The organism is Streptococcus ilei, from assembly GCF_000479335.1.
Lineage (GTDB): Bacteria > Bacillota > Bacilli > Lactobacillales > Streptococcaceae > Streptococcus > Streptococcus ilei.
In genome coordinates this window covers 1963486-1978500 of record NC_022584.1, presented here as the reverse complement: position 1 = coordinate 1978500, position 15015 = coordinate 1963486, and the positions used below count along the sequence as shown (strand labels likewise).

Genomic DNA, 15015 nt, shown 5'->3' with positions numbered 1-15015 from the left:
TCATCACGTTAAGATTCTGGTTCAGTGGTAGCTGAAGGCTCCGTATTGGAATGTGATTCCACTGTTGTAGAGGTTGAACCTTCTGATGAACTGCTTGAAGCTTTCGTACTACTTGATGGTTCCGTCTTCGGTTCGTACACGGTCAAGACAATGCGAGTCTTCTTAATATCGATGCTTGATTGAGCTTCCGGAGTCTGACTCACAATTTGACCTGGTAAGACTTCTACTCCAGCTGGAAGATGCGATGTGGTCTTCCGTTCAATATTTGCTTCCTTCACCCCGTAGATTTCAACGAGATTAGAGACAGCAAATTCATAATCAGAACCGACATAACTTGGTAAATCGATAGAATTACTTTCCTTAGATACTTTCAGAACAACCTTCGTATTAGAAGTCAAATCATATTTTTGACCAGCAGCAGGAGATTGCTCAATAACGATTCCTGGTTCTACTTCATTGGTCTCGACTTCTTCAATCGAAATGAGTTTGCTAGAAAGCTTATAGTTGGTTTTCAGATCATTTTCTGCATTTTCTCTAGACATACCAGTATAGTCTGGCATATCAAAGGTGCTTGGTCCTTTCGAGACAACCAAATCAACCTTGCTTTTTTCTTTTTTCTGAGCTCCTGCATTTGGATTGGTACGAATCACATAGCCTTCAAGTACAGAATCACTGTATTCTTCTTTTTCGTCTCCAACTTGAAGATTCTGATCTTCAATGATAGCACGAGCTTCTGCAACAGTTTTTCCAGATACATCCGGAACTGTTTTGTTGGCTGGACTCATATAAAGAAGAAAGGCAAAGGCAGCTAGTACCAAAGCTAAAGCAACAAACAAGACTTTGTAGCGTGTCCTCAAACGACGACGTGGCTTATTTTTTGGAGAAACTGGAACCGTTCTATCCTCTGAAGCCCCTGGTAGGTCCTCATGAACAACCGGACGAACATCTGATGTTGGAAGTGGCGTTGGTTTTGGAACCACGTTTACCTTTGGTAGGGTTTTGGTATCTGCTTTTGAAGCATCATCAAAGACCAATTTTTTCTCGTTACGACGCTCATAAGATAAGCAACTAGAGAGGTCAACATACATTTCAGCTACCGACTTATAGCGATCGGATAGTTTCTTTGCTGTTGCTTTAATAACCACATTTTCCAAGGCCTGTGGAACATTTTTATTCTCTTCGATGATGGACGGAAGTGGTTTTTGGAAATGTTGTAGCGCGATCGTCACTGCACTATCCCCATCATAAGGGATATGTCCCGTCAGCATTTCGTAGAATATAATCCCCATTGCATAAATATCGCTTTGAACAGAAGCTTTCGATCCTCTAGCTTGTTCAGGAGACAAATAATGAACCGATCCCAACATAGAGTTTGTCTGAGTGAGACTCGTTTCTGCAAAGGCTACCGCAATCCCAAAGTCAGAGACCTTGGCATTTCCATCTGGTGTTAAAAGAACGTTTTGAGGCTTTAAGTCACGGTGAATAATCCCTTGCGTGTGCGCCAAGCGCATAGCAAGAAGGATTTGCCCCATCAAGCGAACGGCTTCTTCATTTGAAAGAGGAGCATTTTCCTTGATATAACGTTTCAAGTCTAAGCCAGCGACATATTCCATCGCCAAGTATTGTTGGCCTTCCTCTTCACCGATATCCGTGATCCGAACGATATTTGGATGATCCAAATCTGCCATCGCTTTAGCCTCTCGTTGGAAGCGAGCAACTGCAATTGGATCTGTTTGGTAATTGGTCCTCAGTACTTTAACTGCAACTTCTTCACCATCTAAGATTAAATCCCGAGCGAGATAGACATCTGCCATCCCTCCACGCCCGATTTGGCGGATTATCTTATATCGTCCGGCAAAAATTTTGCCGATTTGAATCATGCCATATCCTCCTCAGCAAAGTGAATCAGTACAACTGTAATATTGTCCAAACCACCAGCATTATTCGCAAAGCGAACCAAGGTTTTTGCCTTTTCTTCAACCGATAAATCGCTGACAAGGATATCACGGATTTCATCACCAGAGATCATATTGGTTAATCCATCACTATTGATAACAATGAAATCTCCCGCTTCAACCGTAAGCATACCAAAGTCCGGTTGTAATTCATCCTTTTGTCCAATAGATTGGGTGATGATATTGCGTTGTGGATGATGAGCTGCCTCTTCTTCCGTAATTTGTCCAGCTTTGAGCAAGGCATTTACTAAAGAATGGTCATTGGTCAATTGATGGTATTCCCCATTACGCACGAGTCCAATTCGGGAATCTCCTACATGCGCAAATAAGACTTGGTCATCGATAATGGCAAGAGCTTCCAGCGTTGTTCCCATTCCTTTATGTTCTTCATCTTGACCAATGCGATGGATCTGCTGGTTTTCTTTTTCCAAATTCTCTGCAAACCACTCTCTTACTTCGTTAATGGTGCTGATTTCAGTCGCTACCCAAGCAGCGCCAAGATCTGTAACAGCCATCTCGCTAGCAATATTGCCAGCACGATGTCCCCCCATCCCATCAGCTAGAAAAATCATGGATTTTCCCGCTTTGTTTTTATATTGATTTGCATAGTCTTGGTTATTTGTCCGTCTTTGACCTACATCGGTTAAGATAGAAATTTCCATACTGTCCGTATCCTCCTGAGATTACGATATTCTTCGAAAACGACTAATAAAGAAACCATCGCTTCCATACAATTCTGGTGTAATTAACATACAACCATCTTTCAGAATATCTTTTCGTTCATGATCTAATGGCACGAGTTCAAAATTTGGATGGGTTTCTAAAAACTGGTGAACCACATCAAAATTCTCTTCTCCTATAATTGTGCATGTACTGTAGACTATTATACCATCTTTCCGTACACTTTGACAAACTCCATCCAATATTTCCAATTGAATCGCCTGCAGAGACGCAAAGTCAGCATTATCTTTATTATACTTGATGTCTGGCTTTCGGCGGATCAAACCAATCCCAGAGCAAGGGGCATCTACCAAGATTTTATCGAAGGCATCCGCCCCAAAAGCTTCAAATACCTTGCTGGCATCCAGTTTTTTTGTCTGGATTTTATCTGCTACTCCAAGACGCTCCGCGTTTTCCTGAATTAATTGGAGCTTATGATCGTACAAGTCCAAAGCTGTAATCTTCCCATCGACTAGATAAGAAGCTAGATGAGTGGTCTTGCCACCAGGAGCTGCACAGGCATCCAGCACCTGATCCGTAGGTTGAATTTCCAAAGCAGGTGCCACCAATTGACTGGTCTCATCTTGGATGGTTATCTTTCCTTGTTTGAAGTAATCAGAGCCCGCAAAATAGCCGTTTTCCTTTACAAGAGCTGTTGAGGCCAATAAGGAATCCGAAGCCTGCAACTGTTCCTTGATGTCTTCTTTTTGGTCAAGGTCAACAACTCGAACACTGGCCTTGTTGCGAACATAGAGACTTTCAAAAATAGCGATTGCCCGCTTTTTCCCATACTCATCAAGCAACTTTTTCACCAACCAAACCGGTAGTGAATAACGGATCGAAAGTCGTTTGTTGACTCGTTTAATCTGGTCAATCGACGGAAGCCCCTCTCGTAGCATTTTCCGTAAGAGAGCATTGACATATTTTTCGCTCCCCTTCTTCCGTTGCTTGGCAAGCTCTACTGCTTCATGGACAACAGCATGGGGAGGAATCTTCTCAAGATAGACGAACTGATAAAGGCTCATCAATAAAAGATGATAAATCCATGGGTCTACCTGGTCTCGATCAGCGACAAAGTGCGATAGATACCATTCCAAGGTTAGTTTACGCGAAACCGTCCCATAGACAATTTCAGTCACCAGACTTTTATCCACTTCTGACAAAGTTGACTTTCCCAGAGCTTTTTTGAGGGCGATATTTGAAAAAGCACCGTCCTGGAAAATCTCTCCTAGGGTAGAGAGGGCCAATCCACGTGCAGTCTGTAGCTTATTTACCAAATTGATCACCTACTTGCAATTGTCGCCCTAAGCCATTTAAGAAATCTCCAACAGCCATTTTAGGTTTGCCAGCTGGCTGAACCAGGGTCAAGGCCAAGGCTCCCTCCCCCGTCGCAACAACGATTTCATTTTTATGGAGAGCCAAAATTTCTCCTGGTTTTCCTTGTCCTTCACATGGTTTTGCTTGGTAAACCTTGAAGCGTTCCCCCTTCCATAAGGTATGGGCAACTGGCCAAGGATACATGCCTCGAACTTGGTTAAAGAGTTCACGGTTGGTCCGCGTCCAATCCAGGCGTTCTTCTTCCGGTTTGATATTGGGAGAGAAGGTTACTTGTTTGGGATCCTGAGCTTGTGGTTTGAGTTCTCCCGCAAGGTAAGGTGGTAAGGTTTCTAAGAGAAGATCCCGACCGACAAGAGCCAACTTCTCAAATAGGGTTCCCACATTGTCCTCTTCTAAAATAGGGATGGCGCGAGAGGAAATCATATCTCCGGCATCCATCTCTTTGACCATTTCCATGATGGTCACACCAGCTTCCTTATCCCCATTCATGATGGCATAATGGATAGGAGCTCCACCGCGGTATTTTGGAAGAAGGGAAGCATGCACGTTGACAGCAAACTTCATCGCCTCTAACAAACGACTCGGCAAGAATTGTCCAAAGGCTGCTGTGACGATCCCATCTGCCCCCAAAGCTAATAAATCTTCTAACTCCTGGCTTCCAGATAGTTTTTCCGGCTGGTAGACTGGTAAGCCTGCTTCTAAAGCCACTTCTTTTACCGGCGTCATCCGAATTTCTTTTTTCCGACCAACTGCCCGATCTGGTTGAGTCACAACGGCTAGAATCTCATAGCGTTCGTCAGAAATCAAGCCTTTTAAAACTGTAGCCGAGAAATCAGGCGTTCCCATAAATAGTATTTTTGTCATTTTTTCTCCTTCTACATAAAACTTTGCGGTTCATTGTCAATGCTGACCCGAAGATCTTGATTTTCCCGCTCTTGAGTATAGTCCAAAATCTGATTTAAGACTTGTGGTAACTGGTCTTCAAACCGGTACTTCAGCAGGATCTGATAATGGAATAAATTATGCGTACGAGCAATCGGTTTTGGCGTTGGTCCCAAGATTTGGACTTGGTCTGATAGACCTGTTTTCAACAGGTCCACCACCTGATAAGCTTTTTTAACCACGACCTCTTCTTGTTTGTGAGAAAGGGTCAAACCTACAGTGTAGTAATAAGGTGGATAACCCAATTGGTGGCGGACCTTCATTTCATAGGCATAAAAACCTTCGTAATCTTGGCGTTTCGCATATTCAATGGCATAATGATGAGGATTATAGGTCTGGATCAGAACCTGTCCTTCTTTATCCGCACGACCAGCCCGTCCTGCCACCTGGGTTAAGAGTTGGAAGGTCCGCTCTGACGAGCGAAAATCAGGCAAATTTAGGGCTGTATCAGCATTGAGGACACCGACTAGCGTTACATTGGGGAAATCCAAACCTTTGGCGATCATCTGGGTCCCCAGTAAAATGTCGGCTTGTCCTTGACCAAACTGGTCCAACAAAGCCTCGTGACTACCTTTTTTCCGAGTGGTATCGACATCCATCCGCAAAATGCGGGCTTCAGGGAAAATTTCTTGTAGTTCATCGTAGGCCTTCTGGGTCCCCGTCCCATAATAGCGAATGGATCGACTTTGGCAATTAGGACAGACTGTTGGGATTGGCTTACGGTAGTTGCAATAGTGGCAATCCATGGTCTTGGTGTCCATATGGAGGGTCAAGGAGATATCACAATTCGGACAGGTATCTACCTGACCACACTCGCGACACATGACAAAGCTGGAATAACCCCGGCGATTGAGCATGAGGACGACTTGCTCTTTTCGTTGCAATCGTTCTGCAATCGCATCAAGCAACTTAGGTGTATAGGTTCCGGATTCTTGCTGGCCAATATAGTCCCTAAAATCGATCACTTCTACCTCTGGAATGCGGGCAAGAGGGTTAGCCCGTTGGGTCAATTGAAGAAATTCATAGACCCCTTTTCCTGCACGAGACCGCGTTTCTAGACTGGGAGTTGCCGATCCCAAGACCAAAACAGCCTGGTGGTACTGAGACCGAAGCAGGGCAACCTCACGCGCATGATAACGAGGATTGCTATCTTGTTTATACGTAGCCTCATGCTCTTCGTCAATAATGATAGCTCCTAAATTCTTAAGAGGAGCAAAGATAGCAGACCGAGCTCCAACGACTACTTGGGCCTCACCTCGCTCTACTCGTCTCCACTCATCGTATTTTTCACCGTTGGATAGACCCGAATGGAGGATGGCTACCCGATCTCCAAAGCGAGAAATGAAGCGATCCGTCACTTGAGGCGTCAAGGAAATCTCAGGAACCAGCATAATAGCTGTTTTTCCCTTTTCTAGCACCTCTTGAATGATTTGAAGGTACACCTCTGTCTTCCCACTTCCTGTCACTCCTTCTAACAAAAAAGGTTTGGAAGGTTGGCCAATTTTGCTCGTTACTGCTTGAACTGCTCCTTCTTGTTCAGCATTCAAAATCAAGGCCTCCGTCGACTCCTTGTCCTTAAAGTAGGCTGCCGCACGATTGACTTCCTTTTCAAACACAAGCAAGGCACCTTGATCAATGAAATAATTCACCACTGGACGAGAGAATTCTGCCAACAAATTACTTAAAGGCGCTTCCTCTTCCTGCCCTTGGACAAAGTCTCGCAAGGCCAAGCGTTTTTTGGCATTTTTGGCGATGTCCAAGTTTTCAAGTAAGAGATGATTTACCCGATACCATTTTTCTGTTTTGATATGTTTACGATCCACCGCTTGGTATTCTACTTCCAACTCTCCCTTACGAGTCAGTCGCATCATCCGTGCTTGGGCTTCAATATCTAAAGAAGAAAAAGCCAAGCTAGTCGCTGTTCCAAAAATATCCTCTCGATCTTCTGGCGATAATCGTTCTGTCGGATGGAGAATTTTATCATAGGAAGAATTTAAAACACTCGGTAGCATGGCTTTCAAGAGGGTAATTTTGTAGGCAAAAACTGTCTTTCGCAACTGATCTGCTAGCCAAAATTGCTCCTCTCCTAGAACCGGTTGGTAGTCTAAGACTTCCACAATACTTTTTAATTCTTGGTCTTGAGCTGCTAGAGTGGTTTCCTCTAAGCCAACCACAATTCCTTGAATGAGCCGATTTCCCTTTCCAAACGGAACATGCACCCGCATTCCTTTTTCCAAGAATGGAGAAAACTCTTCCGGCACTTGGTAACTATAGGGTTTATCCGTTTGCATCAAGGGAACATCAACGATGACTTGTGCAAGCATGTCTCCACCTCCTTCCTGCCCTAGTGCTAAATAGCAAAAAATAAGATTGAGCGAACCCAACCTTAAATTTTTTCCCCATCTTCTTTTTCTTTTGCGATTTGTTCTTTAATTTTACGCTCTTCTTCTTCTTTACGCAAGCGTTCTGCTTCGATTCGACGACGAACCGCTTCGCGCTTGGCTTCTGGATCTGGGTGAATCACCACATTTCCTGATTCAATCTCTTCCAAGGCACGCAAGGTAGATTTTACGGATTGAAATTCTTGAGTGGGACTTGCACCACTCTCTAACTCATGAGCTCGTTTGGCTTCAAGAATAACCAATGAGTATTTTGACGGTACTTTATCCAACAATGTATCAATGGATGGTTTTAACATCATAATCTTTTTACCTAATTCCTATTCTAAATTATCGTACCACTTGAGTGGCTTTGGGAAGCATTTCTTGGTAGTGACCAATCACCCGATCAACACGAAAATGTTCCGCCTCAATCACACGTTTGACACGTTCCGCAGCCAGAGGCACTTGGTCATTAACAATGGCATAGTCATACTCACGCATCAAGGCAATTTCTTCTTTGGCCTTTTCGATCCGTTGGGCAATCACTTCCGCACTATCCGTGCCACGTCCAACCAAACGATCTTGCAACTCATCCAAATCGGGAGGAGTCAAGAAAATGAAGACGGCATCTGGTACCTTTTTCTTCACCTGCAAAGCACCCTGCACTTCGATTTCAAGGAAGACATCGATCCCCTTATCGAGGGTCTCGTTCACATAGGTCAAGGGAGTCCCATAATAATTACCTACATATTCAGCATATTCGAGCATTTGACCTTGACGAATCAACTCCTCAAATTCTTCACGTGTACGGAAGAAATAGTCTACTCCGTCCACTTCACCAGGGCGTTGTGCACGTGTTGTCATCGATACTGAGTATTGAAATTGATTGTCTGAGCTTTCAAAAATCTCGCGTCTAACCGTCCCCTTCCCAACACCTGAGGGCCCTGAGAAAACGATTAATAATCCTCGATCCGCCATTTTGTCTCCTTCGCTATCTTTCTATCTAGTGTAACAAAAATAGAAAGATTTTTCAACAGATTTTTCCTAGAGACAAGGCTCCTAACCCCTTCTAGGCGAAATTATGATTTTCTTTTTTCATCATGGAACATAATAAAAAATAGTCAACCAAGACCTTGTCGTCTTTGCTGACTATCTTTTCATATTTTAGCAAGCTTTATTTTGCATAATCAACGGCACGCAATTCACGAATAACGTTCACCTTGATATTACCAGGATATTCCAAGTTAGACTCGATCTTCTCACGAATGTCATGAGCTAAGATGGTCAACTTATCATCCTTCACTTCTTCAGGGCTTACCATAATTCGGATTTCACGACCTGCTTGCAAGGCAAAGCTAGTCTTGACTCCCTTAAAGCTATTTGCAATTTCTTCAAGATCTTGAAGACGTTTGATATAGCTTTCGAGAGACTCACTACGAGCACCTGGACGAGCCGCACTTAAAGCATCCGCTGCTGCTACAATAACAGCAATGACACTTTCTGGTTCAACGTCTCCATGGTGGCTAGCAATGGTATTAACAACAACAGGATGCTCTTTGTATTTACGAGCCAACTCTGTTCCAATTTCTACGTGGCTACCTTCTACCTCACGGTCGATGGCTTTTCCAATATCATGTAGGAAACCAGCTCGACGAGCCAAGGTAGCATTTTCGCCAAGTTCACTAGCAATAATACCAGATAACTTAGCAACCTCAATTGAGTGACGCAGAACATTTTGACCATAAGAGGTTCTAAATTGCAAGCCTCCCATAATCTTCATCAAGTCAGGATGTAGGTTTGGCGCTCCAATTTCATAAGCCGCCGCTTCCCCATATTCCCGAATTCGTTGGTCAATTTCCTGACGGTTCTTCTCTACCAACTCCTCAATACGGGCTGGATGGATTCGACCATCTTTCAATAGACTTTCCATCGTCATCCGTGCAATTTCCCGACGAATCGGATCAAATCCAGACAAGGTGACCACTTCTGGTGTATCGTCAATAATAACATCCACACCTGTTAAGCTTTCAAAGGTTCGAATATTTCGACCTTCGCGACCAATGATTCGACCCTTCATCGCATCATCTGGCAAATGAACCGTTGAGTTAGTCTGTTCTGCAACAAAATCACCTGCCATCCGTTGCATGGCTTGAACCAAGATATCTTTCGCAACTTTGTCTGAACGTTCTTTTATTTCCAATTCTGCATCTCGGATACGAGTTGCAATTTCTTTTGAAAGATGTTCTTCTGTTTGCGTTAAGATAATATCACGTGCTTCCGATTGAGTAAGAGAAGCAATTTTTTCTAATTCTTCTTCTTTTTTCTTTTCTAGCTCATGTAATTGTTCTTCACGCGCATCAATGTGTTTAGTTCTATCTGAAAGACTTTGCTCTTTTTGTTCAAGAGTTTGTTCTTTGCTCGTAAGAATATCATCTTTGCGATCAAGATTATTTGAACGTTCCGCTAAGCGGGTCTCTAATTGTTTTAATTCTTGACGCTCTGATTTAAACTCAGCATCGACTTCTTCTCGATATTTTCTGGCTTCTTCCTTTGCCTCCAAAAGTGCTTCTTTTTTAAGTGAACTAGACTCATGCTTAGCTTCTTTCAAAATCAAATCAGCTTCACGCTCTGCCTGTCCACGTAAATTCGTTGCTTCTTGTTCAGCATTTAAAAGAGTAAGTTCTGCAGCTTCTTTAGATGCTTTCATCTTGACTGAGATCCCTACATATCCAATGACTAAACCAATGATTGCGGCAAAAACAATTGCAATTCCAAATTCCATGTTTTTACCCCTAATCTAATGAATAGTTGAATTAAAAAATTCTTTATTATTTTATCATATTTTTACAAAATTAACAAACAAATTTTCTAGCGAAAACCAATCTATTTTTGCTATTATTCAAATGCTTCTTTCCTTTGATTCTAATGAGAAACTCCCTAAAAAATAAGTTTCTGGACCTTATTTTAAGGGCCACTTCCCTCCCTCCTTTCTTGTATTTTCTTCCACCGCCAATTGTGCTATAATCAAGAAAAAAGAATTGAGGAAGATACATGACTAAAGAAGTTATTGTGGAAAGTTTCGAACTTGACCACACTGCTGTAAAAGCCCCTTACGTCCGCCTAATCGGAGAGGAAACAGGGCCAAAAGGAGATGTCATCTCAAACTATGATATTCGCTTGGTTCAACCAAATGAAGACTCTATCCCGACTGCTGGTTTACATACAATTGAGCACCTCTTGGCTATGTTGATTCGCAAACGCATTGATGGGATGATTGATTGTTCACCTTTTGGATGTCGTACCGGATTCCATATGATTATGTGGGGACAGCACGATCCAAAAACCATTGCACAAGTGATTAAATCTTCCTTAGAGGAAATTGCTGAAGCAACTAGCTGGGAAGACGTTCCAGGAACGACGATTGAGTCTTGTGGAAACTACAAAGATCACAGCCTCTTTTCTGCTAAAGAGTGGTGCAAATTGATTCTTGAACAAGGCATTTCTGACGATCCATTCACACGCCATATCGTATAAAAAAGTAAAGAGGCTGGGACAAAAGTCCTAGCCTCTCAATTGTCTTAGGATTGTCGAGCAAGACGCAGTGGTTGAGTGGGCTCTACTACGCTGACTTCATCAGCTTTTACAGCCCTACTCAACTGTGCGGAGGTGGGACGACGAAATCGAATTCTAACGAATTACCGATTTCTGTCCCACTCTCCTTTTTTAGTTCTTAATAATCCAATGCATCGGAATGGCCTTTTCCGTTTCCGACAAAGTAGCCAGTTTTAGCATTGATACTAAATAAGTAAGTACCATCTGGCTTAAAGAGGTTGTAATAACCATTGCCATTGATAATATTCACGCGTTCCAAAATGTATTGATCCCCAACAATATGGCCACGTTCCCGAGCAATTTTCAGAATCTTCTCCAAGATACCAGGATTAAAGGTCCATGCAGGATTGTTTATATCGTCAAGTGCCGCCTGATTGTATGGCACCCGGCTCAAGTTTCGTTGAAGGGGTACACCAGTGCTTTGAAGACCGAAGCCAGAATAACCTGGATTCACTCCACCTGTCGTATTCCCTTCAGTGGCTGGAACTGGAGCTGGAGTGGCAACTTGTTGTGAGCGACCTTGAGAAGCAGCATCCTTCAACAATTGGTTCAGTTGTGTATTAGACGTCGACACATCTGAAAATACTGCATCACTCTTTACCTGCGCCTTGCTATCGATAGCCCCATCCTTAATAACTGGACTAGTAAATTGAGAGTTGACTGTTTGAATAGCAGAAACTTGCTTCACCAATTCATCGTATTTACTCTTCGCTGCATCGTATTCCTTGGTATCTTTCAATTTTTCTAAACTGGCTTTCAGTTTTTCCAAATTACCAAAAGAATCATTTTTCAACTTCGTCTGCGTGTCATCTGTAAAGAAGGCTGCATACTGATCATTAAAGTCCTTCAGCAAAGCCTCTGTATTAGCACTCGTTGAGGAAGAAGAGCTGGATGACTTTTTCTTTGACGAGCTAGAAGAAGAGACGACTGTTGTTTCCCCTTTAGACTGGTTACGGATCCATTGATAAGACAACCAACTGGCTGTAGCAACTGCTGTCAGAGCTAAAACTGAAAGTAAGATTGGTTTTACCCGGCTTTTTTTCGGTTCTTCAGGAATCTCAATATCATCATCTACATATGGTTCTGTTGGCTCTGGACCAAACTTAATTTTTGCAGGGAGTTCCCCAGGAATTGGATCTGGAATGCGAGTAGACGCAACTTCTTTTTGAGTTGCTTCAGACGGTGCTACTTCTTCCACAGGATCTTCGTTTGGAATTGCCTCCGTTGCTTCTACAGTGGCTGTCGCCTCTGCATCTGCCAGCATTTCCTTCTTCATGACGATCGTATCAAACTTATGAGCTTCGATTTCGTCACGGTGCTGTTTGATGTATTTATCGAGGACGTTGTCTGTTTCCTTGACTCCTGCTTCGATTTCTTCAGCTTTACGGTTCGCTTGACCAATCGTCATCTCTTTTGCATCCTTAAAATCAAGAACTGACTCTGCCTCTTGACCCAACTGCTGTTTATCTTCTTTTGTCATATGTTTCCTTTCTCACTAGTCGCTTGTCGACGCACTCGCTCCCCAAAGAACTGATACAAATCAACCTTTAAGGTTCCGTTATATAATTTTCGTTTTTTATCCGCTTGTCGCCCAAATTTCTTTTCAAAATTTTCATCGCTGGTCAGGATAAATTTGCTCCAAGTCTTCAATGGCTCAAGGACCTCTCCCATTTCAGCATACAATTTTGTCACCCCTGCATCATCGGATAAGCGTTCACCATAAGGTGGATTGGAGACGATGACCCCATTGATCTTATCCGAACGCAAATCTTGGACCCGCATTTGCTTAAAGGTGATATCGCTCGCAACTCCTGCTTTTTGAGCATTTTCTTTAGCAATCTCGACCATCCGCGCATCGATATCCGTCCCCATGATGTCTAGAACGAGATCACGATTTATCTTTTTAGTAGCTTCTGTACGCACTTCTTGAATCAGGCGATCATCTACCCAATTCCATTCTTCAAAAGAGAAGGTCCGTCTCAAGCCTGGCGCTATCTGGCGAGCCATCATAGCCGCTTCGATACAGAAGGTCCCTGATCCACAAGTCGGATCAACCAAGGGCTTATCTGGATACCAATTAGAAAGTTGAAGAATGGCTGCCGCCATATTTTCCTTGATGGGTGCCCCACCCTTTTCAGTCCGATAACCTCGTTTAAACAGGCTACTGCCAGTGGTATCAATTAAAATAGTCGCTTGGTCCTTCAAGATAGAAACTTCAATTTTAAATTCTGCTCCATTTTCGATCAATGGAACGCCTTCCGGACGAGCATAGTGTTTTTGCAACTTTTTAACAACTGCCTTTTTCGAAATAGCTTGTACACTCGGTTCGTTATGCAGTTTGGATTTGACGCATTTTGCTTTTGAGATAGGGAAACGCGCTCCTAAAGGGAGATATTGATCCCAATCCAAGGCAAAAACTCCTTGAAAGAGTTCTTCAAAGGTGCGGGCAGGAAAAGATCCTACGACGATCTTGATTCGGTCAGCGGCACGCAACCAAAGATTGGTTTCGATAATCGCACGAACATCGCCTTTGAAACGAACCCGTCCATTTTCCACTTGGCAATCGTAGCCTAGCTCACGCAATTCACGCCCAACTACTGCTTCTAATCCAGCAGCAGCTGTCGCGATTAATTCAAATTGTTTTTTCATTTATTCCCCATTGTTTAAAAAAGGAGGTTGAGATTTCTCTCCCCCTCGCCACCTATATGCAATTTTCTATAAGCCATGTTTTGTTCCAGAAATGACTAGGTACCATTTCCTTCGATAATCATCTGTCTACTGTTTCCAGTCAGAATGCTATGTTCGTTTCCATGCATCCTATGCCCCGACCAAAGTTTGGGTTGCTAGCTTGAGGGGTTTACCGCGTTCCACTTTTTAGGTTTCCCTAAAAACTACGTCACTGTGGCACTTTCAGAGCTAGTAGAACTTATCCTAAGACTTAGCCCGTTCGCTCGCCGTAACTTGAACATCAAGTCCCTAGGCTTATGGATTCACCTAGCACAAACACTACAGGCATCACAGCCTGTGCTAGCATGGACTTTCCTCATGAGAGAAAGCTCTCACGCGATTATCCAAAAATTGCACGATTCATATGTTATATCTTAAAAATCACGATCAACGACTTGTTTTCCGAAGACTTCTTTTTCTAGACGATTTAAGCGTTTCAAAATATCGAAGTTTGTCGTAGTAGTGACCTGAGGAAACTCATGCTTTGGAGTAGACTCAGGAACTGATGGACTCGGAGTTACTTGGCTCGTTTTATTAGCTAATTCTTCACGGAGCCGAGCATTTTCTTCTTTCAATTCCTTGACTAAGGCAGCATAGGTTTCATAGTCTTTGATGACATCATCCAAGAACTCATTTACCTCAACTTTACTAAATCCACGAACTTCTTTTTTGAAATCTTGATCAAAAATATCTTTCGCAGTAAAAATAATACTTGCCATCATTCTCTCCGTTCTAGTTAATCATAATCATTATATAAAAAATGAGAGGAAAAAATCAAGGTAAACCACTTATTTTTCGTAAATTTTTTCTGCTACTTCATTCAAGTCATCAAAGTTTAATCTTTTGACATGATACTGATCCATTTCTAGCATCATTTTGTAAAGATATTTGAGATTTGTTTCATGATCTGGATCATAAAATAAATAAGCGGCATCTGTATTTTCTAACAAAAATGTATTGTATTCTTTGAACTGACCTGGCTGGCTATAATAGGGATAGGCATACTTGACAAAATCAACCTGTTTAAAGCGACTAAGGACTTCTTGATTGGCCTCATTCCAGTTCTCTCCTTGGTTTTCAAACATAAAAATCGTGGCCAACTGTATCTCGTAATCTTTTCTTAATTCCTGAGCAACCTCTAAGGCCCAAGCTTCAAAACCTAGATTCCCCGTGAAAATTAACCACTTGACTCCCTCTTCCAAAAAACGGACTAAATCCCTGCGAATCGCCTCTTTAATGATTGGTAGTCTAGGATCCTTAGCTGTCAGAATTCCCAATTCAAATGCCTTATAACCTGTAATCAGTAAACTATTCATTATTTCCCCTCCCTTCTTCTTTTT

Annotated in this window: 13 protein-coding genes and 1 other RNA gene; 1 reads left to right on the top strand and 13 read right to left on the bottom strand. The window is 42.6% G+C overall.

The features are described from left to right. Positions 1 to 8: 8 nt before the first annotated feature. The 8 genes from pknB to N596_RS09365 form a co-directional block, all read right to left on the bottom strand. Positions 9 to 1880, bottom strand: a complete 1872-nt coding sequence (gene pknB, locus N596_RS09400; RefSeq protein WP_023027738.1) for a Stk1 family PASTA domain-containing Ser/Thr kinase — start codon at positions 1878 to 1880, stop codon at positions 9 to 11. Continuing rightward, positions 1877 to 2617, bottom strand: coding sequence for a Stp1/IreP family PP2C-type Ser/Thr phosphatase (locus N596_RS09395; RefSeq protein ID WP_023022352.1), 741 nt, complete (start codon positions 2615 to 2617; stop codon positions 1877 to 1879). Before N596_RS09395 ends, pknB begins: the two co-directional genes overlap by 4 nt. Before the next feature lie 21 nt (positions 2618 to 2638). Beyond that, on the bottom strand, positions 2639 to 3952 hold the full coding sequence (gene rsmB, locus N596_RS09390) for a 16S rRNA (cytosine(967)-C(5))-methyltransferase RsmB (protein WP_023022350.1): 1314 nt from the start codon (positions 3950 to 3952) through the stop codon (positions 2639 to 2641). Beyond that, positions 3942 to 4877, bottom strand: a complete 936-nt coding sequence (gene fmt / locus N596_RS09385; RefSeq protein WP_023027736.1) for a methionyl-tRNA formyltransferase — start codon at positions 4875 to 4877, stop codon at positions 3942 to 3944. The genes rsmB and fmt overlap by 11 nt, the downstream gene beginning before the upstream one ends. Before the next feature lie 11 nt (positions 4878 to 4888). Continuing rightward, a complete protein-coding gene (locus N596_RS09380) occupies positions 4889 to 7279 on the bottom strand; it encodes a primosomal protein N' (RefSeq protein WP_023027735.1) in 2391 nt (796 codons plus the stop codon). A gap of 62 nt (positions 7280 to 7341) precedes the next feature. Next, positions 7342 to 7656 carry a DNA-directed RNA polymerase subunit omega gene (gene rpoZ / locus N596_RS09375; protein WP_042361373.1) on the bottom strand — a complete coding sequence of 105 codons (315 nt, stop codon included), beginning with the start codon at positions 7654 to 7656 and terminating at the stop codon, positions 7342 to 7344. 28 nt (positions 7657 to 7684) lie between these two features. Next, complete coding sequence (gene gmk / locus N596_RS09370) at positions 7685 to 8314, bottom strand: guanylate kinase (protein WP_006596846.1); 630 nt, start codon at positions 8312 to 8314, stop codon at positions 7685 to 7687. A 196-nt stretch (positions 8315 to 8510) separates the two neighbouring features. Continuing rightward, on the bottom strand, positions 8511 to 10118 hold the full coding sequence (locus N596_RS09365; RefSeq protein ID WP_023022343.1) for a ribonuclease Y: 1608 nt from the start codon (positions 10116 to 10118) through the stop codon (positions 8511 to 8513). Between the two features lie 269 nt (positions 10119 to 10387). Between N596_RS09365 and N596_RS09360 the strand changes: the two genes are divergently transcribed. Then, a complete protein-coding gene (locus tag N596_RS09360) occupies positions 10388 to 10870 on the top strand; it encodes an S-ribosylhomocysteine lyase (protein WP_006596848.1) in 483 nt (160 codons plus the stop codon). Between the two features lie 196 nt (positions 10871 to 11066). Here the strand turns inward: N596_RS09360 and N596_RS09355 are convergent, their stop codons facing one another. The 5 genes from N596_RS09355 to N596_RS09340 form a co-directional block, all read right to left on the bottom strand. Beyond that, positions 11067 to 12428 carry a cell division site-positioning protein MapZ family protein gene (locus N596_RS09355; protein WP_023027734.1) on the bottom strand — a complete coding sequence of 454 codons (1362 nt, stop codon included), beginning with the start codon at positions 12426 to 12428 and terminating at the stop codon, positions 11067 to 11069. After that, a complete protein-coding gene (locus N596_RS09350; protein WP_023027732.1) occupies positions 12425 to 13597 on the bottom strand; it encodes a THUMP domain-containing class I SAM-dependent RNA methyltransferase in 1173 nt (390 codons plus the stop codon). The genes N596_RS09355 and N596_RS09350 overlap by 4 nt, the downstream gene beginning before the upstream one ends. Before the next feature lie 64 nt (positions 13598 to 13661). Continuing rightward, an RNA gene (rnpB, locus tag N596_RS09830) (RNase P RNA component class B) lies at positions 13662 to 14027 on the bottom strand. A 22-nt stretch (positions 14028 to 14049) separates the two neighbouring features. Then, positions 14050 to 14394 carry a cell division regulator GpsB gene (gpsB, locus tag N596_RS09345; RefSeq protein WP_023022338.1) on the bottom strand — a complete coding sequence of 115 codons (345 nt, stop codon included), beginning with the start codon at positions 14392 to 14394 and terminating at the stop codon, positions 14050 to 14052. Positions 14395 to 14463: 69 nt separating this feature from the next. Further along, positions 14464 to 14991, bottom strand: coding sequence for an SLOG family protein (locus N596_RS09340; RefSeq protein WP_023027730.1), 528 nt, complete (start codon positions 14989 to 14991; stop codon positions 14464 to 14466). Between the last annotated feature and the right edge of the window lie 24 nt (positions 14992 to 15015).

What these genes read in the sequence shown, in the direction of transcription:
- pknB (WP_023027738.1), bottom strand. Translation starts at nt 1,880, where the DNA reads ATGATTCAAATCGGCAAAATTTTTGCCGGACGATATAAGATAATCCGC.
- N596_RS09395 (WP_023022352.1), bottom strand. Translation starts at nt 2,617, where the DNA reads ATGGAAATTTCTATCTTAACCGATGTAGGTCAAAGACGGACAAATAAC.
- fmt (WP_023027736.1), bottom strand. Translation starts at nt 4,877, where the DNA reads ATGACAAAAATACTATTTATGGGAACGCCTGATTTCTCGGCTACAGTT.
- N596_RS09380 (WP_023027735.1), bottom strand. Translation starts at nt 7,279, where the DNA reads ATGCTTGCACAAGTCATCGTTGATGTTCCCTTGATGCAAACGGATAAA.
- rpoZ (WP_042361373.1), bottom strand. Translation starts at nt 7,656, where the DNA reads ATGATGTTAAAACCATCCATTGATACATTGTTGGATAAAGTACCGTCA.
- gmk (WP_006596846.1), bottom strand. Translation starts at nt 8,314, where the DNA reads ATGGCGGATCGAGGATTATTAATCGTTTTCTCAGGGCCCTCAGGTGTT.
- N596_RS09365 (WP_023022343.1), bottom strand. Translation starts at nt 10,118, where the DNA reads ATGGAATTTGGAATTGCAATTGTTTTTGCCGCAATCATTGGTTTAGTC.
- N596_RS09360 (WP_006596848.1), top strand. Translation starts at nt 10,388, where the DNA reads ATGACTAAAGAAGTTATTGTGGAAAGTTTCGAACTTGACCACACTGCT.
- N596_RS09355 (WP_023027734.1), bottom strand. Translation starts at nt 12,428, where the DNA reads ATGACAAAAGAAGATAAACAGCAGTTGGGTCAAGAGGCAGAGTCAGTT.
- N596_RS09350 (WP_023027732.1), bottom strand. Translation starts at nt 13,597, where the DNA reads ATGAAAAAACAATTTGAATTAATCGCGACAGCTGCTGCTGGATTAGAA.
- gpsB (WP_023022338.1), bottom strand. Translation starts at nt 14,394, where the DNA reads ATGGCAAGTATTATTTTTACTGCGAAAGATATTTTTGATCAAGATTTC.
- N596_RS09340 (WP_023027730.1), bottom strand. Translation starts at nt 14,991, where the DNA reads ATGAATAGTTTACTGATTACAGGTTATAAGGCATTTGAATTGGGAATT.